The organism is Verrucomicrobiia bacterium, from assembly GCA_019634625.1.
Lineage (GTDB): Bacteria > Verrucomicrobiota > Verrucomicrobiia > Limisphaerales > CAIMTB01 > CAIMTB01.
Window position 1 is genome coordinate 1 of record JAHCBA010000067.1, and the last position, 20035, is coordinate 20035.

A 20035-nucleotide genomic window follows, 5' to 3' on the forward strand; every position below is an offset into this window, starting at 1 on the left:
GACCAGATGTGGGAACGGCACCGGGACAAGTTCGGGAAGCGGCGCAAGAGCGGTGCGCGGATCATTCGAGGCGCCCCCATCCCAGGGCTCACAGTGTTGCGGGATCTCCGTGTCGATGCTGTGGGGTAAGTCGCTTCGTCTGAGCCGAAGCCACTGAGCCACCATTGTTGCGGGAGATTCTCCACCAGGTGAACGGCGAATGAGGAGCATAGCCGGAGATAATGCCTGGCCGCAGGTCCAACGTGTCCATCCGTTCCCCGCGCCAGCCAGACCTCCGAGGCCCTGCACGCACTACTCCCGTCGCCCCAATCCACCCAGGTAGGCCATCAGATCTCTTGCCTCCTCCCGGCTTAACTCATCCACCAGCCCTTCCGGCATCAGCGACCCCAACCCCCGCAACAGCACGATCCGCTCCCGCTCAATCCGCATCGCTCGTTGCGAAGCAGGGTCGAACAGCGTCACCTCCCGCTCGGTTTCCCCGGCGAGATACCCCTGGTGGATTTCGCCATCCCGGGTCTCGATCTCGTGGGCCACGAAGCCTTCCTTCACCTCCCGTTGCGGGTCCACAATGGCCGTCCAGATGGCCTCCAGGGTCTGCGACGTTCCCAACGCCCCCAGATCCGGGCCGACCTTCCCGCTCCCTCCACCCACGCTGTGACACGCCACGCAACCCAGCGCCTCCCGTTCGAATATCGTCTTTCCCCGACGCGCATCCCCCAACGTCCGCACCTCCCCCAGCCAGGTCGTTTCCGATCCCACCCGGCCGCCGACGTCTCCTGGCAAGGCCCCCCCCGACAAGGCCAGAGCCAGCGCCTCATCCCGTCGCCCGCTGGCCGCCAACACAGCAAGCGCCCGCCCGGCGTTCTCCCGCTCCGGATGCTTCCTCGTCAGGGCCTCCGCCAGCACCGAGGCCCCGTCGCGTCGCGCCGTGAACCGCCCGATCAATTCGCGTACCGACTCGGGTTCGAGCGGCCCCGCCATCAACGCCGCCGCCGACTCCGCCGCCGCCGCCGCATCCAATCGCACCAGCGCCAGCACTGCGCCCACCCGTGCCTCCCGCGGTTCCGCCGTCCGACTCCACGCCACCAACCGCCGACGGGCCGCGTCGTCCCCAAACCGGCCTTCCCCTGCCATCGCCCGTTGCCGCACCCTCAGGGGAACCTCCATCCCTTCCGCCATCGCCATCACCCGTTCCCGAAGCGACTCCAGAGCCCAAGTTCCCACCAACAATGCCGTCCCGCCCGCCACCGCGGCTTCCCGGCTCTCAAGGAGGGCCCCCAACGCAGACGCCACGTCGCGATCCGGACGCAGCCCGCGTTCACCGCTCCATTCCGCGAGTCGTTCCAACGTCGCCCCGTGCCGCACTCCAAGGTAGTTGGTCCCCACCATGAAACTCCGCGGCGCCAGCAGGACCGGCCACTGCGACACATCCCCACCCGTCGCCACCAACCCGGCAAGTTCCCCGATCCGATCCTCGTCGAGCGCCACCTCCCCGATCCGCCGCAACCGCTCCGCCGCGTACCGGGCCGCGTCCGCCCCGCCCGTGATCCGTGCAAAAACCAACCGCCGCTCAGCCACACCGCCGAAATCCAGTTCGTCCCGGTCCTGCACCGGACGCCAATGCCGTTCCATGGACCGCACCACCTGGGTCAGGGCGTACTCAATGGCCCCGTCCATCTCCCGATCGACGGCCCTCAGCGCCACTTCCACCGCCCGCACCGATGGCACCTGACCGAGAGCCACCACCGCTTCGAGGCGCACCCGCGGATGGGGATCGGTGACCAGCCGTTCCAGCCGCACCCACGGATCCCGCAATCGCGTCGCCCAGTGCCCCGTCACCCGCGCCGCATAAGCCCTCGCCTCCGGGGTCGCTGAAGCCGCCACGCGATCCAGGGCCCTGGTGTCCACCACCTCGAATCCTGCCCACACCCCCAGCACCTCGAACCACCCGTGGTCATCGAGCGTCTCCCCGTGCGGCCGTCCCCCGACCGGCGCCGCCAGCCACCGCGTCAACATCGACGTCACCTCCTCGACCCCGCGGCTTTCCAGCACGCGTCGGGCCATCTGCCTTTCCCACCGCTCCGACGAGGCCAACCGGTCCAGCAACGCGTCCGTCCCCATTCCGCTCAAGGGCTGCCACGCCACAGTCGGTCGTCCCCGCGCACTCACCCGCCAGATCCGGCCCCGCGTCCGGTCGCGGTCCGGATGACGCAGACTCGTCTGGTAATGCCCGATGACCGCGTTGTGCCAGTCGCACAGGTAAAGCGCGCCGTCCGGACCGAACCGCACATCAACGATCCGGAAAGCCGCGTTGGTGGTCTCGATCAGGGGCGGCAGCCGTTCCACCCGGAAACTCGATCCCTCCTCGAAAAACCGGAAGCGCTCGACCGAGTTGTGCAGGTATCCGCCGCTGATCACCTCGCCCTGGTTCGCCTCCGGCCAGTGGCTGTTCTCGACGACATCCGCCCCCCCAAACTTCCTTCCCCGGTTCCAGATCGGCGGGTGCAGCAGGAACCGGTCGGTATCGATCATCGCCGGGGTCAGGTGGTGGATGCCGTGCCCGTTCCCCGCGAAGATCAGCGGCTGCCCCCAGCGGTCGAACACCGTCCCAAACGGATTGTGCTGCCCCATCGCCCCGTTCCAAAAAGCCTCGAGCTTCACCCTCCGTGGCCAGTATCGCCACACCCCCGCCTGCCGAAGCTCCGCCACCCCCCACGGCGTCTCGACCCGCGAATTCACATGCAGCCCCTGCGAAAACATCAGTTCCCCGCTCGGCCCCCAGGCCAGCGAGTTGAGCGTCTGGTGCGAATCCCCCGTCCCGAACCCCCGCAGCACCACCCGCCGCGCGTCCGCCCGTCCGTCCCCGTTGGTGTCCTGAAAGTGCAGCAACTCCGTCGCCGCCCCCACGTACACGCCACCGTGGCCCCACTCCAGTCCGGTCGGAATTTGCAGGCCGCCTGCAAACACCGTGTGCCGGTCCGCCCGCCCGTCGCCGTCCGTGTCTTCCAACACCGTCACCCGGTCGTCCGCCGGCTCACCAGGCACCACCTGCGGATACGCCGTGCTTCCCACCAGCCACAGGCGCCCGTCCGGATCGAACCGCAGTTGAATCGGCTTCACCGCGCCCTCCCCCTCCGTCGCGAAAAGCGTCACCTCGAACCCGTCCAGCACCCGGAACGACGCCCGTTCCGCTTCGACATCCCCGGCCCCCGCCATCCCCACGCAACCCAGCCACACCCCGATCCCATATCCCCAGCCCCTCCCGATCGCTCTCGTCATCCTCTTCATCGCGCCTCCTCCCCCACCTGCGCCACCCTCGACGCCACTCGCGCCTCGGCTTCCATGATCAACGGACCGTACCGCGCCATCTCGATCGGGAACCAGCGCACCGTCGGATCCCGGTGATCCCGGCTGCTCGGCTGGTCCACCCGGTCCCCGCCCAGAAACGCCCAGTTCATCGGCCGCCAGGCATCGAACCACAACCCGTTCTTCGCCCGCACCGCCTCCCGCACCGCCCGGATGTCCTCCCGCTCCCAAAACGACGGCGCCCATGCCCGTTCAGCCCACGCCGCCTCCCCCATCGCCCCCACCCATGCCGCCGCCACCGCCTCATGCCCCGTCGCCGTCAATTCCCGACCATCCGTCGTCCATCCCTCGCCCGGTGCCCGACCCGCCCATGCTCCGAAAACATCCACCAACGCCAGCCCCCGCGCCGCCGCCAGATCCCGCGCCACGGCGGCATATCGACCCAACACGTCGTTGCGCGCCGCCAGGTCCGGCAGGGGCGGAGCCTTCACCTCGAACGGCACCGGCGTGACCACCACCGTCCGCGGCACCCGCGCCCGCACCTCGTCGAGCAACCGCCCGTAAGCCTCCCGAAATGCCACCCAGTCCCGCCCACTGTCCGTCGCCTCCATCGCCTCCATCGCCTCCATCGCTCCGAACTGCACCAATACCACCGTGGCCTCCACCGCCCGCAACTGCTCCAGCGTGTCCGGAAAGTTCACCTCGCGCGGCCGTGCAAACACCGTGTCCCCCTCCCACGCCAGGTTCCGGAACCGCACCCCCTTGCCCCCATGCGCCAGCGTCAGCAGCGTCTCCAGCGCCCCGTCCCGGTCCGCCGCCACCAGCGTCGCCCCACCCACCAGCGCCACCACATCGTGGCTTCGCAGCGGCAACGCCGCCTCCCCCGCCACGCCCGCCGCACCCAGCGCCGCCATCCACCCCGCCACCACTCGTAACACTCCAGGGAACACGCCGCTTCCCTTGCCAGACCCCAGCCCCCACCTCAAGCGGCATTACGCCACCCGATCCGCCCGATCCACCCGATCCGTCCGATCCGTCGTATCCGCCCGATCCGTCCCCCCCACCCGCCTCCAGACTCGACCTCCTCCCGGCCCGCGAGTATTCCCACCCCCACCACACACCCATGGATCCCGAAGCCCGCCTCCTCGAACTGCGCCTCGAACTGCCGCCCGCCCCCAGGCCGGTGGCCGTGTACAAACCCCTCGTCCTCGTCGGCAACCTCGCCTACGTCTCGGGCCACGGCCCCCTCCAACCCGACCGCTCCCTGATCACCGGTGTGGTCGGACGCGACCTCACCCTCGAGGAAGGCGCCGCCGCCGCCCGCCAGGTCGGCCTCGCCATCCTCGCCACCCTCCGCGACCAGCTCGGCTCCCTCAACCGCGTCCGCCGGGTCATCAAGCTCCTCGGCATGGTCAGCTCCGCACCCGACTTCTATGATCATCCCTCGGTGATCAACGGTTGCAGCGCACTCTTCGCCGAAATCTGGGGCCCCGAATCCGGTATCGGCTCCCGCAGCGCCGTCGGTCTCGGCCCGCTCCCCGGCAACATCGCCGTCGAAATCGAAGGCGTCTTCGAACTCACCTGACATGCCCTGGTTCGCCCCGGTCAACGCCGACGACCTCCCGTCCCCGGCCCTCCTCCTTCACGCCGACCGCATCGAGGACAACCTCGCCCTCATGATTGCCATGGCCGGCGGTCCCGACCGCCTTTGCCCGCACCTCAAGACCCACAAGATCCCCCAACTCGTCCGTCGCCAGATCGAACTCGGCATCCGCCGCTTCAAGTGCGCCACCATCGCCGAAGCGGAGATGGCCGCCGAGGCCGGCGCCCCCGACGTCCTCCTCGCCCAGCAACCCGTCGGCCCCAATGCCCGCCGCTTCGCCGCCCTGATCACCCACTTCCCCGCCACCCGCTTCGCCACCCTCGTCGATCATCCGGCCGTCCTCCCCGAACTCGCCCCGCTCGCCACCGGCCGCGATCTCGAACTCCTCATCGATCTCGACATCGGACAACACCGCACCGGCATCGCACCGGGTCCCGAGGCCCTTGCCCTGGCCCGCTCCATCGCGTCCACCCCGGGCCTCGCCTTCGCCGGCCTCCATGCCTACGACGGACACCTCCACGACCCCGATCCCGCCCGGCGTCAGGCCCAATGCGAAGCCGCCTTCGCCCCGGTCACCCAACTCCGCCACGACGTCGAAGCCGCCGGATTGCCCGTCCCCCGCGTCGTGGCCGGCGGTTCGCCCACCTTCCCCTTCCACGCCCGCCGCCCCGACGTCGAGTGCAGCCCGGGCACCTGCGTCTTCTGGGATGCCGGCTACGCCGCCGGCCTTCCCGACATGGACTTCCAACCGGCCGCCGTGCTGCTCGCCCGCGTCGTCAGCCGACCCTCCCCGCGCCGCCTCTGCCTCGACCTCGGCCACAAGGCGGTCGCCTCCGAGATGCCGCATCCGCGCGTGGTCTGGCTCAACCTCGACAACGCCACACCAGTCGCCCACAACGAGGAACATCTGGTCCTCGAACTCCCCGACGCCACCGACCTCCCCCCGGGCGCCTGCCTCTACGGCCTCCCCTGGCACGTCTGCCCCACCATCGCCCTCCACGCCGAAGCCTGGGTGATCCGTGACGGCCGGGCCACCGAACGATGGGCCATCCCCGCCCGCGCCCGGCGCCTCACCCTCTAGCCAACCTCCACACCTTCCCCGCTCTTCTCCTCCGCCAACCCCGCTCATGAGCCCCGAGACCCGCCTCCTGCTCGTGACCCTCGCCGGGGTGCTGGGACTGGTGGGCCTCGTCGCCGGTCTTCGCCTTCACGCCTTCCTCGCCCTCGCCGTGGCTTCCCTCGGCGTCGGTCTCGCCGCCGGCCTCCCTCCCCTCGAGGTGGCCAGAGCCTTCCAGGACGGTGTCGGCGCCACCCTCGGACTCATCGTCGTGGTGGTCGGACTCGGCACCATGCTCGGACGAATGCTCGCCGAGTCCGGCGGCGCCACGGTCCTTGCCGAAACCCTCGTGCGCCGCATGGGACCCCGACGGCTTCCCTGGGCCGTTCTGTTCGCCTCGTTCCTCGTCGCCTTCCCGGTCTTCTTTGCCGTGGGCCTCGTCCTCCTCGCCCCGGTTGTCGTCGGACTCGCCCGCACCACCGGCACACCCATGATCCGGCTGGCGCTGCCCCTCCTCGCCGGGCTGGCCGTCTGCCATACCCTCGTCCCGCCACACCCGGGCCCGGTCGTGGCCGTCGGCCTGCTCCAGGCCGACATGGGCCTCACCATCCTCTGGGCCACGGTCATCGGCCTGCCCACCGCCGCCCTCTGCGGACCGTTCCTCACCCGCTTCCTCGAACGCGGGATCCCCCCCGCCCCCGCCGGCCTCGGCGCCCGTCTCCAACCCACGTCCACCCCCGCCCGCCCTCCCTCCCCTTCGATCGCAACCCTCACCATCCTCCTTCCGGTCGGACTCATGCTCCTCGCCAGTGGCGCCGATCTCCTCCTCCCCGCCGCTCACCCCGCACGACCCTGGACCGCCTTCGCCGGCGCCCCCCTCGTCGCCATGCTCGCCGCCGTCCTACTCTCCCTCCACACCTTCGGCACCCGCTGCGGCTTCTCACGCGACCAGTCCCTGAAGTTCACCGAGGACTGCGTCGGTCCCGCAGCTTCCATCTTCCTCGTGGTCGGTGCAGGCGGCGGTTTCAGCCGGGTGCTCGATGTGGCCGGCGTGGACGATGCCCTGGCCGGCTGGGGCGCCCAACTCGCCCTCTCCCCCCTCCTCCTGGCCTACGTCGTCGCAGCCTCCCTCCGCGTCGCCGTCGGATCGGCCACCGTCGCCATCACCATGGCCTCCGCCATCGTCGCCCCCGTGGCCGCCGTCCATCCCGACGTCCGCCCGGAACTCCTCGTCGTCGCCCTCGGAGCCGGAACCCTCACCCTGTCCCACTTCAACGACGGCGGCTTCTGGTTCGTGAAGGAGTACTTCGGCCTCACCGTTGGCCAGACATTCCGCACCTGGACCGTCATGGTCACCGCCGCCTCGCTGGTCGCCCTCGCCCTCGTCCTCCTCGCCGACCGAATCCTCCGCACCCTCGCCTGACCCCCGCCCCAACCCACAATCCATGCTCCTCTTCGACGCCCACCTCGACCTCGCCATGAACGCCCTCGAGTGGAATCGCGATCTCACGCGGCCACTCGCCGAAATCCGCGCCCGCGAAGCCCACCTCCGCGACCGGCCCGACCGCGGCCATGGCACCGTCTGCTTCCCCGAACTTCGCCGTGGCGGCGTGCGCCTCGTCGTCGCCACCCAGATCGCCCGGGTCGAACACCACGCCTACAGCCCCGTCCCCGGCTGGGCCTCCCCCGCCCAGGCCTGGGCCATGACCCAGGCCCAACGCGCCTGGTACCAGACCCAGGAGGATTCCGGGGAATTGCTCTGTATCACCAGCCGCGACTCACTCGACACCTTCCTCGCCCGCCTCGACAACCCGGCGCCCGTCCCGTCCGACGATGCCCCTCACGGATCGAACCCGCCCGCAACACCCGGCTCCGACACCCCTTCCAGTAACGCCGCCCCCGCTCCCATCGGTTTCATCCTCTCCCTCGAAGGAGCCGATTCCCTCATCGACCTCCATCACCTCGAACGAGCCTGGAACTACGGCCTCCGCGTGGTCGGCCCCGCCCATTACGGCCCCGGCCGCTACGCCAACGGCACCGGCACCACCGAAGGCTTCCCCCCGGGCGGACGCGAACTCCTCCGCGAAATGGACCGGCTCGGTTGCATCCTCGATGTCACCCACCTCTCCGATGCCTGCTTCCGGCAAGCCCTTGACCTCTTCCAGGGTCCGGTCTGGGCCAGCCACCACAACTGCCGCGCCCTCGTCCCCCACCAACGCCAGCTCGACGACGCCATGATCCGCGAACTGGTCCGCCGCGACGCCGTCATCGGCATCGCCCTCGACGCCTGGATGCTCGTTCCCGGCTGGGAACGCTCGAAGTCCACCCCTCAGACCGCCGGTCTCACCCTCCAGCACGCCCTCGACCACCTCGACCACATCTGCCAGATCGCCGGCAACGCCCGCCACGTCGGCATCGGCTCGGACCTCGATGGCGCCTTCGGCACCGAACAAACCCCCCAGGAGGTCGGGTCCGTCGCCGATCTCCCCCGCCTCCTCGACGGCCTCGCCGCCCGCGGCTACACCCCCGACGACATCCAGGGCGTCGCCCACGCCAACTTCATCCGCTTCCTCCGGAACGCCTGGCCCACCCCCGCCGCCCCAGCTCAAGAACGCTGAGTCGTCGCCCCGCGGTCACGCGGTCACGGACTCTGCCGCCGTTCCTCCCGCTCACGACGCCGCCTTTCCGCCCGTGTCTCCCGCGGTTCGGGTGCCCCGATCACATTGGTCACCGCAGCCGGCGGTGGCGTCGCCAACCCCACCGTAATCGGTGGCGGTTCGGGCAGCGGAATGTCGGTGAGCGCCGGCAACCGCCGACCGCCCCGCACCTCGACCCTCCCGCCGTCCGTCCGCGCCAGGAACGGCCTCGATCCCGGCAGAATCTCATGCCGCTGACGGATCACCAGTTCCCCATCCGGATCCACCACACAGTAGGTGTAGGTGTTGCCGCCCGTCTGAAACAGCACATGCAGCCGGCTCAAAATGTCCAGCTGCTGCTCCGGATTCGAAAAGGTCAGCAACCGGTCCAGGAACACCACCCGGTAGATGTGCGTCTCCTCCACATTCGTCACCCGCGCATACAGCCGCCGCTCCTTCAACCGTGTGACCGACTGCAACGCGTACCTCCGCACCTCCGGCGCACCCGATTCCACTCCCGGCTCGGGCGGCACTCCAAACGTCACTTCCCACATCTTGCGCGCCGGCTGCACAATGAAGGTGGCTCCCCGGCTGAACACCCGCCGCTCCCACTCCGGCATCCGCAATTCGGCGTACACCACGTAGCTCCCCCCCTCGTCCAGATCGAACAGCGGTTGGATGTTCCACCACTGTGTCCCCGCCTGCGACGACTCGAGCATGAACGGCTCCCGATACGGTGTCGGCGCCAGTCGCTCGACCGCATTCCCCCCGCGCGTCTCCACGTGAAACACCAGCCAGTCCGGCCCCTCGCCAAAACTCAACGGTCGCCCCGCCAGATTCGTGATCCGCACCGCCACCGGCACTTCCTCCCCCGGCAGGAACACCGTGTCCTCCAGCGACACACTGATCTCAAGCCCCGTGACCTGAGCCCGAACCCCGGCCGTCGCAAACAGCCAGGCCCCCAGACAGACGGTGATCCAACGCATTGATCGCATGCTAAGCCCTCCCCCACGCACAACAAGCGTGCAGTTCACCCTTCCATGCCGGCAGGGCGCAGTGTCCCGGAACTCCCCCAAGCCACCCCCCCTTCACTCCTCCGCCAGGCGCATCAGCTCCACCCGACGGAATTCGACCGGGTGACTCTCCGACTGCAGGCTGATCGTCCCCTCGCTCAACAACACGGGGCGCCCCTTCGCCAGACGCCCCCCGTACCGGTCGCCCTCGTCCAACTGCGGCTCCGTGTATGCCAGCACCAGGTCCCCTTCCACAAAATGCCGGATGCTCCGACTCCCCCGCACCTCGACCTCCACCGTCACCCACCGGTCGCCATGATACGTCTCGGAAGTCGAATCCGTGCAGTGCCGCGTGATCAACCGCCCTTCCATCACCACATGCGTCCCCGGCGTGCACAGATTCGCCGTCGTCCGGCGCCCCGACCCGAGCCCCCCCAGCAGCTGCACCTCGATCGACACCGGAAAGTCCTGGTCCGCATCCATGCTCTCCGGCGACTGCCCGTGCAGCATCAGCCCGCTGTTCCTTCGCGCCCAGCCAGGACCGTCCGGAAGCTGCTCCCCAACGAACCGGTACTCGACCCGCAGCCGGTAGTGCCCGAACGGCTGCTCATAAAACAAATGCCCGAAACGCTCCTCGAACCGTCCCCCATACCCGTCGTACGCCACCCGGATCACCCCGTTCTCCACCCGAAAGGTGTTCCCGAAATTCACCCCCGCCGGGTGATGCCGGACCTTCGGGATCCAGCCCGTCAGGTCCCGCCCGTTGAACAGCGGCACCCAGACCCCGATGGGAAACCGCTCCTCGATCGCCACGGCCTCCACCCCCAGCTCCCGTACCCGGATGTTCCGGTACCGCACAAACTGCCGGGTCAGATCCCCACCCCCATGCACCTGCAGCCCGATCGCCCCCCGGGCCGGATGACGCAACTCCGTCTCCTGCCATTCCATGATCCGCACCCCGTTGATCCAGGTGGCGATCCGCGGCGGGTTTCCCTCGATCCGGGCCCGAAGCTCGTTCCACTGGCCGTGCCGCCAGAAATACGGCCACGACTCCGGCAGCAACGGAAACGGCACCGGCGCGTTGGTCACCACCCGGATCCGGTCCACCGCCCCGTTAAACCGGAAGTTGCTCACCGACGGGCGCCCGCCCAATCCCTCGCCGTAGATCCCCATCAGATTCCCTCGCGCGTGGTAGTCGATCATCGCCTGCCATGCCCGCCCGTCCTCCGTGCTACGCAGGAACAGGCCGCTGTCCGGCCCGAAATCGTTGTTCATCTCCAGCACCACCTCGAAGTCCCCATAGGTCCGCTCACTCAACAGGATCCCCCCGTTCCCCGGCACATCCTGGCTGCCAACGATCGCCCCGTCCTCGACAACCCACCGGCCCCCGCTCGTATTGCCGCTCGCCCGGCTGTGGCCCGACTTCGCACTGACCTGCCACCCGCTCAGCGTCGCCCCGTCGAACACCGACACCCATCCCGGCTCCTCCCCCAGCCCCGCCCGACCCATCGCCAACCCGGCCACGCAAACCAACCCGACCATGACCGCCCGCCTTCGTGTTCTCATCCGCCCAATCTGCCCGGCCCCCGCGTCTCCAGACAAGCCGCCGATATGACCGGACCGCGGACTTCCCACCCCCGCCCGCCTGGCGCTATCGTGTCTTCGCGTCATGCCTGCCAAACGTTCCGTGCCGCTCGTCGGCATTGTCATGGGCAGCGACTCCGACTGGCCCACCCTCGAAGCCGCCGCCACCATCTGCCGGGAGTTCAACATCCCCTTCGAAACCCGGGTCGTCTCCGCCCACCGCACCCCCGACGACATGGCCCGCTACGGGCGCACCGCCCACACCCGCGGACTCCGCGTCATCATCGCCGGTGCCGGAGGAGCCGCTCATCTGCCCGGCATGCTCGCCAGCCATTCTCCCCTGCCCGTCATCGGCGTGCCGGTTCAGACCCGCTCCCTCCAGGGGCTCGACTCGCTCCTCTCCATCGTCCAGATGCCCGCCGGCGTGCCCGTCGCCACCGTCGCCATCGGCGCCGGACGCAACGCCGGCCTCCTCGCCGTCCAGATCCTCGCCACCCACGATTCCGATCTCCTCCGCAAACTCATCCAGTACAAGTCCCGCATGGCCGCCGAATCCCGCGCCAAGAACAAGTCCCTCCCCTCCTGAAGGTCCTTCCCACCATCCCCTGGCCCCATCGGTCCCATCGGCCCGATCCGTCCCATCAGTCCCCACCCGACCCTCTCCGTTCTTCCCCCTCTTCCCGCCGCCCCAAGCCGGCGATCGCCAGCCATGCCCAACCCGCCAGCAGCCCCACACCCCCCAGCGGCGTGATCGCCCCCAGCCATCGCATGCCCGTCAGCGCCAGCACATAAAGTGTCCCTGAAAAAATCACCACTCCCGCCGCAAAGCAGATCCACGCCCCGCGCCGCCACGGCGTCCCCCACGCCAGGCCCGACAACACCACGGCGTGGATCAGGTGGTAAAACACCGCCGTCTCCCAGATTGCCGTGGTCCCCTGCCTCTCCAGCAGTTCCTTCAATCCGTGCGCCCCAAACGCCCCGAGCGCCACCGCCAGGAAACCCGCGCCCGCCGACCATCGAAACGCCATGCTCCGCATCCCAAGATCCTACCCAGCCCCCTTCCACCCTCAAAACACAAAACAAATAGACAGGTTCGGTAATGTTGACGGATGGATTTTATAAAACGCCTGGCAATTTACTGTTTACCAATCGATATTGATGTCATTCTTTTTAATATTGACTTTAACTCAACGGCAACCAACTCATCCACCGTTGTTAGGTCAACAATATGGCAGCCAGGGAGGTACCCCGCTGGATCAGTCCGGACGCAACACCAGCTTTCCCCGCACCCCGCGCTCCCGCAGTCGTGCAAACGCCTCCGGCCCGCGCTCAATCGGCAACACCTCGTCGATCGCCGCCCTCAACCGTCCCGCCGCCGCCCAATCCAGAGTCGCCACCAAGTCCCGGCGCGTCCGGCCATAACTCCCGATCAACCGCTGCTGCTTCACAAAGAACGGCCACAGGTTCAGCGTCACCTCGCGTCCAGCCGTCGCCCCACAGGTCACCACCGTCCCACCCCGTGCCAGGCATTCAAAGACCCGCTCCAACACCCTGCCTCCCACGTGTTCCACCACCAGATCCACTCCGCGTTTGCCCGTGATCCGCCGCACCTCGCCCGGCCATCCGTCATCCTCGGTCGCCACCACCGCCTCCGCCCCCAGTGCCTCGCACAAAGCCCGCTTCTCGGGCGTCGAAGCCGTCGTCACCACCCGGCCGCCGAAACCCCGGGCAATCTGGATCGCCGCCGAACCCACCCCGCTCGCCCCCCCCATCACCAACACCCATTGGCCAGACTCCACCCGCGCCCGGTCCGTCAGCATGTGCATGGCCGTGCTTCCCGCCAGCGTCAGCGCCGCCGAAGTCTCAAAGGCCACCCCGTCCGGTAACCGCGCCAATGCCCGCGCCGGCACCCCGCACAGCCCGGCAAATCCCCCGTCCCGATCCACCCCCAGCAACTGCCCCTTTAAACAGATTGATTCCTCCCCCCTCCGGCAGAACTCGCACTCGCCACACACCAGATTCGATTGCACCGCCACCCGGTCCCCCGGCCGCCACTCCATCACCCCCTCGCCCACCGACTCCACCGTTCCCGCCACTTCGCCCCCCGGAATCCGGGGCAACACCACCCGCACCGGCAGCCCCCCTTCCTCCAGCCACAAGTCCAGGCGGTTCAATCCGCAGGCCTTCACCCGCACCACCACCTCCCCCCCTCCGGCCACCGGGTCGGGCACCTCGCCCACGCTCCACTCGCCAGGCCGTCCCTGCACCATCAATCGCAATGCCTTCACCCCGCAACCCTATCCCCGGGCCGCCCCGTTGGCGACGCCCTTGCCGTCAACGCGCGCCCTCTGCCCTCTACCGCCCCGCCCCGTCCAGCAACGCCGCCGAATCCGCGTCCAGAAACAGCGTGCATTGCGCCTGGCGACGCAAAAACGACGCCGGACACGCCGTGGCCACCGGACCCTGCAACGCATCGCGCACCGCGACCGCCTTCCGCGATTCGGGCGCCACACACATCATCTTCCGCGCCGAGCACAGCGCCGGAATCGTCAGCGTAAACGCATACGGCGGCACCGCCTCGAGCGACGGAAAATGACCCTCCTTCACCTGCTGCATCTTGCAGGCGTCATCGAGCTTCACGAGCTTCACCCAGTGCGGATCGTCGAACCGCGCCACCGGCGGGTCGTTGAACGCGATGTGCCCGTTCTCCCCAATCCCCAGGCAGCACAGATCCACCGGCTGCGCCCGCAGCAACTGCGTGTACCGCTCGATCTCGTCCAGCGGCTGCGCACAGTCCCCGTCGAGATAATGAAACGCCCGCGGATTCACCAACTGCTCCACCCGCTCCCGGAGGTACCTCCGGAAACTCGCCGGGTGATCCGCCGAAATCCCCAGGTACTCGTCCATGTGAAACAACGTCACCCGTGACCAGTCCACCCCCCCCAGCGCCACCAACCGCGCCAGAAACTGGATCTGCGAGTTCCCGGTCGCCAGAATCGCCGTCGCCTCCCCCTGCCGCGCCAGCACCTCGATCAGGTACTGCCGCACCTCGCCCGCCACCGCCTCCGACATCGACTGCTGGTCCGGATGGACATGCACGGAGAGTTCCTCGTAACGGCGGCTCTGGATCGGGCTGGACATGGGTCGTTCAGGGTTCGTTTGCGAAAGACCCGCAAGGTAGTGGCCCGCCCTTTCCCCCGGCAAGTCTCGGAACACTCCCCACCTCCCTGTAACCTCGCCCCGCCCGCGGTGACATTCCCTGCACGATGTCCATGACTGCAACGCCGGCGGTTCTCCCGCCCACCCCGGACCCCGAAGCCATCGCCGCCATCCGCAGCGGCGACGCCGAACGCTACCGCGAATTGATCGAGCGCTACGAACGCCGCGCCTACGCCATCGCCTGGTCCCGCCTCGGCGATCCCTCCCTCGCCGAGGAAGCCACCCAGGAGGCCTTCATCCGCGCCTACCAACACCTCGACTGGCTCCGCGATCCCGCCCGCTTCGGCGCCTGGCTCCTCCGCATGGTCCGCGGCATCGCCATCAACCTCGGCCTCCGTCACCGACGCGAACTCCGCCGCCGCGAACGATGGGCCCTCGACCAACCCGCGGCCGCGCCCGGACCGGAATGCACTGCGGACGATGTCCCGGTGACAGCCCAGACCCTCCGCGAGGCCCTCTCCGATCTTCCATCCGCTCACCGGGAATGCCTCGTCCTCCACTACCTCGAAGGCCGCTCCGTCTCCGAGGCCGCAGCCCTCATCGGCGTCTCCGAAGGCGCCTTCAAAGTCCGCCTCCACCGCGCCCGCGCCGCCCTGCGCCGCCACCTCGAGGCCCAGCTCCGCCATTCCCTCGAACGTCTCGAACCCCGTCACAGCCTGGCCCCCGCGATCATGGCGCTCCTCCCGGTCGCGCCCTCCACCGGCGCCGGCGCGGGCCTGCTCGCCGCCCTCGGGGGCGGCCTGTCCAAACTCCTGCCCTCCCCGGTCGCCCTCGCCCTCCTTCCCTTCCTGCCTGCCGCGGTTGGCATCGGCCTCGCCGCCTGGGTGGGCCGCGAGGAACGCCGCAACTTCATCGACCCCTCCGGCTTCCGGGCGGAACTCCACCGCCGCTCGGCCCGGTCGGCCCTCGTCACCACCGCGGTGATCCTGGCCGTCGTCGCCCTCGCCTTCCTGGCACCCGTCTCGCTCCTGGAACCCATCCGCGGCCTGCACCTCCTGCTGGCGCTCGGCATCGGGCTCTCGCTGGCCAGCCTGCGCCTCCTGCGCATCAACCGAAACCCGGCCATGATCGCCCAGGTGCTGGCCAGCCTTCCCCTCTGGATTGCCCTGCTGGTCCATACGGTGGTCCGGGTCCCTTCCGAGGTGTTCTTCGCCGCCCAGGCGGTGCTCTTTGTCGCCATGGCCTTCGGCATCCAGGCCCGGCCCCTGCGCTTCGACTACAACCTCTTCCTCCGGCATTGGAAAGCCATGCTCCCCACCCCAACCTGCCCTCCCCATCCCCGGCCCCTGACGCACCGCCAGATTCTGGATTTCGGACAGCTCCTCGGCACCGAATGGCTGATCCACGCCTATCGCCGCCACCGTGATGGCTACACCTTCGCCCTGACCCCCGTCGTGCAATCGGCCTGGCGCCTCGCCATCCCTGTGGTCCGTCGCGACGCCTCGACGGTCACCCTCCGGACCGACGGTTCCCTGGAAGCCCGCCTGGGCCTCACCGATCAGATCGCCCTCCTCGAACTCAAGGCGCCCGCCGACACCGCGCCCGAACCCTGGGAACGAGCCGTCACCGCCGCCCTTCAAGCCAGCCTCGACCGGTTCCTCGCCGGCCAACCCGAAGCCGCCCTTCAATCCCTGGGCCAGACGCCGCCCGCCGAGGTGTTCCATGTCCCGCCCTCCCGCTCCCGCGGCATGCGCCTCTTCCAGGCATTCCTCGTGGGCGCCTGCCTCCTGACCCTGGCGCTGCTGGTCCATCGCCTCTGGACCGCACCCCGCCCCGGCGCTCCCGTCTCCCTGCCCCATCTGGCGGCCCCAGTCCCCTCCGTCGCCGACGTCCGAAGGCACCTCGAGTCCCTCTCCCTCGAACGGGATCCCGCCTCCCGCGCCGCCTGGCGCACGTTCTACTCGGCGCTCCACGACGGCGTCGTCCTGCCACCCCCAGACTGGCTGACGTCGGCCGGACTCCAACGCGTCCACAGCAACCTCCTGTCCAGCGCGCTCCGCGGAGCGGTGAACCCCCACGACGCGGTCGATCGCGCCCTCGGACACCCGGGACTCCACCGGGCAGTGGCCTTCGGCTGGATCCGCCCCTCGGACCTCGCCCCTCACGGCATCACGCCCGAATCGGTGCGGGCCACGGTCGCCGCCTGGCCGGACGAATACCGGCACCGGCGGCTGGGCCTCGAGAGTCTCGCCGTTCAGGGCCAATCCTGGCGGGTCCTCGACACCGAATCCTTGTACTGGCGTGCGCTCCTCCTTGACCGGCTCGACGGCCTCGATCTGCTGGACGCCCGTGCGGTCGCCACGACCCTGGCGGCGCACCAGGTTCTGCCGAAGCGCCAACGCCCGGACGATCGCCGCCCCGATCTCGATGCAGCACGCTGGAACGGCCTGTTCGCCACCCACGGCTGGAACCCCATCCGCGAATCCTTTCATGCCCTTGCCCTCCTCGACCTCCTTCAATCCCTCGACGCCATCGACCGCAATGCCTGCACGGACGGCCTCCTGCGGTTCCATCGTGGTGCGGGACGGTTCGCCCCCGATCGATCAGGCACCGGAATCATCCTCGTGGGCGACGCCCGCGACACCCATTACGCCCTCGAATCCCTGCGCCGCCTCAATGCCCTCGACCGCGTGACGGATCTCGCGGACTGGGTCTTCCGCCCGCGCTGGACCTCCCACCGCGACCCCCACGCCGAAGGCCCGCCGACCTGGCAGGAAATCGAGGCTGTCCTCCTCGTGGAACAGCTCCGCGCCCGGCTGCGCTCCGATCCCACGACTCCCCGCTGAATCCCCCAGCCCAACGCTTTGAGATCGTCGAAGCCGCGTGAGCACGGTTCAATCCCTCCCCAACACGCCCCATCCGTCCGATCCGTCCGATCCGTCCGATCCACTTCACCCACCCCATCCAAACCCCTCCACCGCACGCCATGCCGCTCCGCATCGACTCCAAGCTCGCGCCCCGCCACCTCGTCCCCGCCATCGAGCGCCTCTTCGAACTCTCGGCCGCCAAGATCCGTGCCATCGAAAAGGCATGGCGCCCGGAAGACGGCACCCCGGTCTTCACCGTGGGCGGACGCTACACCACCCGCGGCTGGACCGAGTGGACCCAGGGATTCCAGTTCGGTTCCGCCCTCCTCCAGTTCGATGCCACCGGTGACATCGACTTCCTCGAGATCGGCCGCCGCGGAACCGTCGAGCGCATGGCCAGCCATGTCTCCCACACCGGCGTCCATGACCACGGCTTCAACAACGTCTCCACCTACGGCAACCTCCTCCGGCTCGACCGCGAAGGCCGTCTCGATGCCAACCCCCGCGAACGCGAGTTCCACGAACTCGCCCTCAAAATCAGCGGCGCCGTCCAGGCCGCCCGTTGGACCCGGCTCGCCGACGGCACCGGCTTCATCCATTCCTTCAACGGACCCCATTCCCTCTTCGTCGATACCGTCCGCTCCCTCCGCGTGCTGGCCGTCGCCCATCGCCTCGGGCACGTCCTCATGGGCGAACAGGACGCCCGCATCTCCCTCCTGCGCCGCCTCGTCGAGCACGGCGCCAACACCGCCCGCTACAGCGTCTACTACGGCGAAGGCCGCGACGCCTACGACGTCTGGGGCCGCACCGCCCACGAGGCCGTCTTCAACACCGCCAGCGGCGTCTTTCGCTGTCCCAATTCCCAGCAGGGTTACTCCCCCTTCTCCACCTGGACCCGCGGCCTCGCCTGGGCCCTCTGCGGCTTCGCCGAGCAGCTCGAGTTCCTCGAAACCGTCGCCGGCCCCGAACTCGACGAAGCCGGTGCCGGCCTCCCCTGGGATCGCCTCGCCCCCGGCGGCCTCGCCAGGGACGCCTCCGGCACCATGGCTGTCTGCGGCCTCTTCCTTCGCGCCGCCGTCGCCACCGCCGAATTCTATCTCGCCCACTGCTGCGCCGACGGCGTCCCCCTCTGGGACACAGGTGCCCCCAACGCCCATCGCCTCGGCAATTACCTCGCCAAACCCTCCGACCCCTTCAACCCTTGGGAACCTGTGGACAGCTCCGCCGCCGCCATCGCCGCCCAGGGATTCTTCCGCCTCGGACGTTACCTCGCCGCGGGCGCCCGGCGTCCCACCTCGGGTCGTCTCAGCGCCGCCGCCGAATCCGCGCGGCGCGACCTTGCCGGCCAGTCCGCGCGCTACACCCAGGCCGGACTGACCATCGCCAGGACCCTGCTCCAGGAACCCTACCTCTCGACCCGCCGCAATCATCAGGGCCTCCTTCTCCATTCCGTGTACCACCGCCCCAACGGCTGGGACGCCATCCCCCGTGGCCAGAAAGTCCCCAACGGCGAAAGCTCGATGTGGGGCGACTACCACCTCCGCGAACTCGCCCTCCTCCTCCTTCGCGAGGCTCGTGAAAAGCCCTACCTCACCTTCTTTGGCGGCTGTCCTTGAGCGGACAGGCGACGGATCCCGGGTGCCGAACGCCGGGAATCGACCATCACGTGTTCGGTGTCCCGGCTTCAGCCGGCCGGCCTCGTCTCCCCACTCCAAGCTCAACGGCGGACGCTCGACCCGGTGCGAGCGTCACAGTCCACCCTTCACCTTCCCTCCGCCCGCAACCTCCGGGACGAACCGATCCGTGAACACCCCAACCCTCCGCCGCCTTCGGGCGGTGACGGTCCCCGAGGTGCTTGTGATGATCACCATAGCAGGCGTGCTGGCCCTCCTCATCCTGCCCAACCCATTCAGAGCGCGCGACCTATCGCGCCGGATTCAATGCGTGAACAATCTCAAGGGGATAGGGCTTTCGTTTCGCATCTTTGCCTCGGAACATCAGGACAGGCATCCCATGCAACTCGCGTCGGGCCCCGCCAATTCCGAAGCAACGGATCCGTTTCCAATTGGCATCCTGTTGAGCCTGTCGAATCAGATCCGCAGACCCGCCTCCCTGGCCTGTCCCACCGACCTGCGTCGGCCGGCAAATCGCTGGGACGACCTGTCGCCACGGCATCTCAGCTATTTCTTCGGCATGGATGTGGACGAGGCACGACCCCACTCCCTGCTGGCCGGAGACCGCAACCTGACCGTCGGCGGCCGTCCCGTCGTGTCCGGTTGGCACCAAGTGACCTCCAACAGCCTGCTCGGCTGGAGCGATGCCATGCATCGGGCCAGCGGCAATGTCGGACTCGCTGATGGCAGCGTGCAGCAGGCGACTGCTCATCGACTTCGCGAGCAAGTCCGGGCCATGGGCATGGTCACCCAGTGGCTGGCCATCCCCTGACCTCCCCTCTGAGGTCCCATGCCACCCCTCACAGTTCCCACCGCCATTCCCCGTCCACCCTCCTTTATTAGGCCAGACTCTTTGTGATTGATTTAAAATAACAAGACAGTCTTTTTATTTGGACTTTTCAAGATCATCGCACATCTTCACCAGCACTCCGCACCGCCTTGTCCATTCCCATCTGCACGCCCAACTCACCTCGCTCTCCCCTGTACTTGCATACGCTCATGAGAATCCCTCGCATCAAAGCCGACCCATCCCTCCCCGCGACGTACCACTGCATGTCCCGCGTTGCCGGCCGCCTCCCTCTCCTCGACGACTCCGCCAAGCACAAACTCCTCAACATCCTCCACCACCTCGCCCGC

15 protein-coding genes are annotated in these 20035 nt (G+C 68.6%); 8 read left to right on the forward strand and 7 right to left on the reverse strand.

Features of this window, described 5'->3' with window-relative positions:
- Positions 1-291: 291 nt before the first annotated feature.
- Together KF833_23155 and KF833_23160 are read right to left on the reverse strand one after the other, a co-directional pair.
- Positions 292-3288, reverse strand: coding sequence for a c-type cytochrome (locus KF833_23155; GenBank protein ID MBX3748218.1), 2997 nt, complete (start codon positions 3286-3288; stop codon positions 292-294).
- Positions 3285-4244 (reverse strand): hypothetical protein, encoded by a 960-nt coding sequence (locus KF833_23160; protein ID MBX3748219.1) that lies wholly within the window; start codon positions 4242-4244, stop codon positions 3285-3287. The genes KF833_23155 and KF833_23160 overlap by 4 nt, the downstream gene beginning before the upstream one ends.
- 185 nt (positions 4245-4429) lie before the next feature.
- Between KF833_23160 and KF833_23165 the strand changes: the two genes are divergently transcribed.
- Genes KF833_23165 through KF833_23180 form a run of 4 tightly spaced genes read left to right on the forward strand, consistent with a single transcriptional unit; the run spans position 4430 to position 8584 of the window.
- Entirely contained in the window at positions 4430-4891 is a 462-nt protein-coding gene (locus KF833_23165) for a RidA family protein (GenBank protein MBX3748220.1), read from the forward strand.
- A 1-nt stretch (position 4892) separates the two neighbouring features.
- Complete coding sequence (locus tag KF833_23170; GenBank protein ID MBX3748221.1) at positions 4893-5990, forward strand: D-TA family PLP-dependent enzyme; 1098 nt, start codon at positions 4893-4895, stop codon at positions 5988-5990.
- Between the two features lie 46 nt (positions 5991-6036).
- Positions 6037-7389, forward strand: a complete 1353-nt coding sequence (locus tag KF833_23175) for a gluconate:H+ symporter (GenBank protein MBX3748222.1) — start codon at positions 6037-6039, stop codon at positions 7387-7389.
- Positions 7390-7411: 22 nt separating this feature from the next.
- Positions 7412-8584 (forward strand): membrane dipeptidase, encoded by a 1173-nt coding sequence (locus KF833_23180; GenBank protein MBX3748223.1) that lies wholly within the window; start codon positions 7412-7414, stop codon positions 8582-8584.
- Positions 8585-8607: 23 nt separating this feature from the next.
- Here the strand turns inward: KF833_23180 and KF833_23185 are convergent, their stop codons facing one another.
- On the reverse strand, positions 8608-9588 hold the full coding sequence (locus tag KF833_23185; protein MBX3748224.1) for a hypothetical protein: 981 nt from the start codon (positions 9586-9588) through the stop codon (positions 8608-8610).
- A gap of 102 nt (positions 9589-9690) precedes the next feature.
- Positions 9691-11124, reverse strand: coding sequence for a DUF1080 domain-containing protein (locus tag KF833_23190; protein MBX3748225.1), 1434 nt, complete (start codon positions 11122-11124; stop codon positions 9691-9693).
- Between the two features lie 160 nt (positions 11125-11284).
- On the opposite strand from KF833_23190, the gene purE reads away from it, so the two are divergent.
- Positions 11285-11785 carry a 5-(carboxyamino)imidazole ribonucleotide mutase gene (purE, locus tag KF833_23195; GenBank protein MBX3748226.1) on the forward strand — a complete coding sequence of 167 codons (501 nt, stop codon included), beginning with the start codon at positions 11285-11287 and terminating at the stop codon, positions 11783-11785.
- Between the two features lie 55 nt (positions 11786-11840).
- Here purE and KF833_23200 read toward each other — a convergent pair whose 3' ends face one another.
- The 3 genes from KF833_23200 to KF833_23210 form a co-directional block, all read right to left on the reverse strand.
- Positions 11841-12236 carry a DUF423 domain-containing protein gene (locus KF833_23200; protein MBX3748227.1) on the reverse strand — a complete coding sequence of 132 codons (396 nt, stop codon included), beginning with the start codon at positions 12234-12236 and terminating at the stop codon, positions 11841-11843.
- A gap of 219 nt (positions 12237-12455) precedes the next feature.
- Positions 12456-13487, reverse strand: a complete 1032-nt coding sequence (locus tag KF833_23205) for a zinc-binding dehydrogenase (protein ID MBX3748228.1) — start codon at positions 13485-13487, stop codon at positions 12456-12458.
- Between the two features lie 67 nt (positions 13488-13554).
- Complete coding sequence (locus KF833_23210; GenBank protein ID MBX3748229.1) at positions 13555-14340, reverse strand: glucosamine-6-phosphate deaminase; 786 nt, start codon at positions 14338-14340, stop codon at positions 13555-13557.
- A gap of 125 nt (positions 14341-14465) precedes the next feature.
- Between KF833_23210 and KF833_23215 the strand changes: the two genes are divergently transcribed.
- The 3 genes from KF833_23215 to KF833_23225 all read left to right on the forward strand — a co-directional run bounded on the left by KF833_23215 (position 14466) and on the right by KF833_23225 (position 19670).
- On the forward strand, positions 14466-17204 hold the full coding sequence (locus KF833_23215) for an RNA polymerase sigma factor (GenBank protein MBX3748230.1): 2739 nt from the start codon (positions 14466-14468) through the stop codon (positions 17202-17204).
- 140 nt (positions 17205-17344) lie between these two features.
- Positions 17345-18841, forward strand: coding sequence for a glycoside hydrolase family 88 protein (locus KF833_23220; protein MBX3748231.1), 1497 nt, complete (start codon positions 17345-17347; stop codon positions 18839-18841).
- A gap of 220 nt (positions 18842-19061) precedes the next feature.
- Positions 19062-19670, forward strand: coding sequence for a hypothetical protein (locus tag KF833_23225; protein ID MBX3748232.1), 609 nt, complete (start codon positions 19062-19064; stop codon positions 19668-19670).
- The last annotated feature ends 365 nt before the right edge of the window (positions 19671-20035 follow it).

Excerpts from the sequence above, each read along its gene's own strand:
- KF833_23155 (MBX3748218.1), bottom strand. The coding sequence starts at position 3,288 with ATGAAGAGGATGACGAGAGCGATCGGGAGGGGCTGGGGATATGGGATC.
- KF833_23165 (MBX3748220.1), top strand. The coding sequence starts at position 4,430 with ATGGATCCCGAAGCCCGCCTCCTCGAACTGCGCCTCGAACTGCCGCCC.
- KF833_23170 (MBX3748221.1), top strand. The coding sequence starts at position 4,893 with ATGCCCTGGTTCGCCCCGGTCAACGCCGACGACCTCCCGTCCCCGGCC.
- KF833_23175 (MBX3748222.1), top strand. The coding sequence starts at position 6,037 with ATGAGCCCCGAGACCCGCCTCCTGCTCGTGACCCTCGCCGGGGTGCTG.
- KF833_23180 (MBX3748223.1), top strand. The coding sequence starts at position 7,412 with ATGCTCCTCTTCGACGCCCACCTCGACCTCGCCATGAACGCCCTCGAG.
- KF833_23185 (MBX3748224.1), bottom strand. The coding sequence starts at position 9,588 with ATGCGTTGGATCACCGTCTGTCTGGGGGCCTGGCTGTTTGCGACGGCC.
- KF833_23190 (MBX3748225.1), bottom strand. The coding sequence starts at position 11,124 with ATGGGTCGGGCGGGGCTGGGGGAGGAGCCGGGATGGGTGTCGGTGTTC.
- purE (MBX3748226.1), top strand. The coding sequence starts at position 11,285 with ATGCCTGCCAAACGTTCCGTGCCGCTCGTCGGCATTGTCATGGGCAGC.
- KF833_23200 (MBX3748227.1), bottom strand. The coding sequence starts at position 12,236 with ATGCGGAGCATGGCGTTTCGATGGTCGGCGGGCGCGGGTTTCCTGGCG.
- KF833_23210 (MBX3748229.1), bottom strand. The coding sequence starts at position 14,340 with ATGTCCAGCCCGATCCAGAGCCGCCGTTACGAGGAACTCTCCGTGCAT.
- KF833_23215 (MBX3748230.1), top strand. The coding sequence starts at position 14,466 with ATGTCCATGACTGCAACGCCGGCGGTTCTCCCGCCCACCCCGGACCCC.
- KF833_23220 (MBX3748231.1), top strand. The coding sequence starts at position 17,345 with ATGCCGCTCCGCATCGACTCCAAGCTCGCGCCCCGCCACCTCGTCCCC.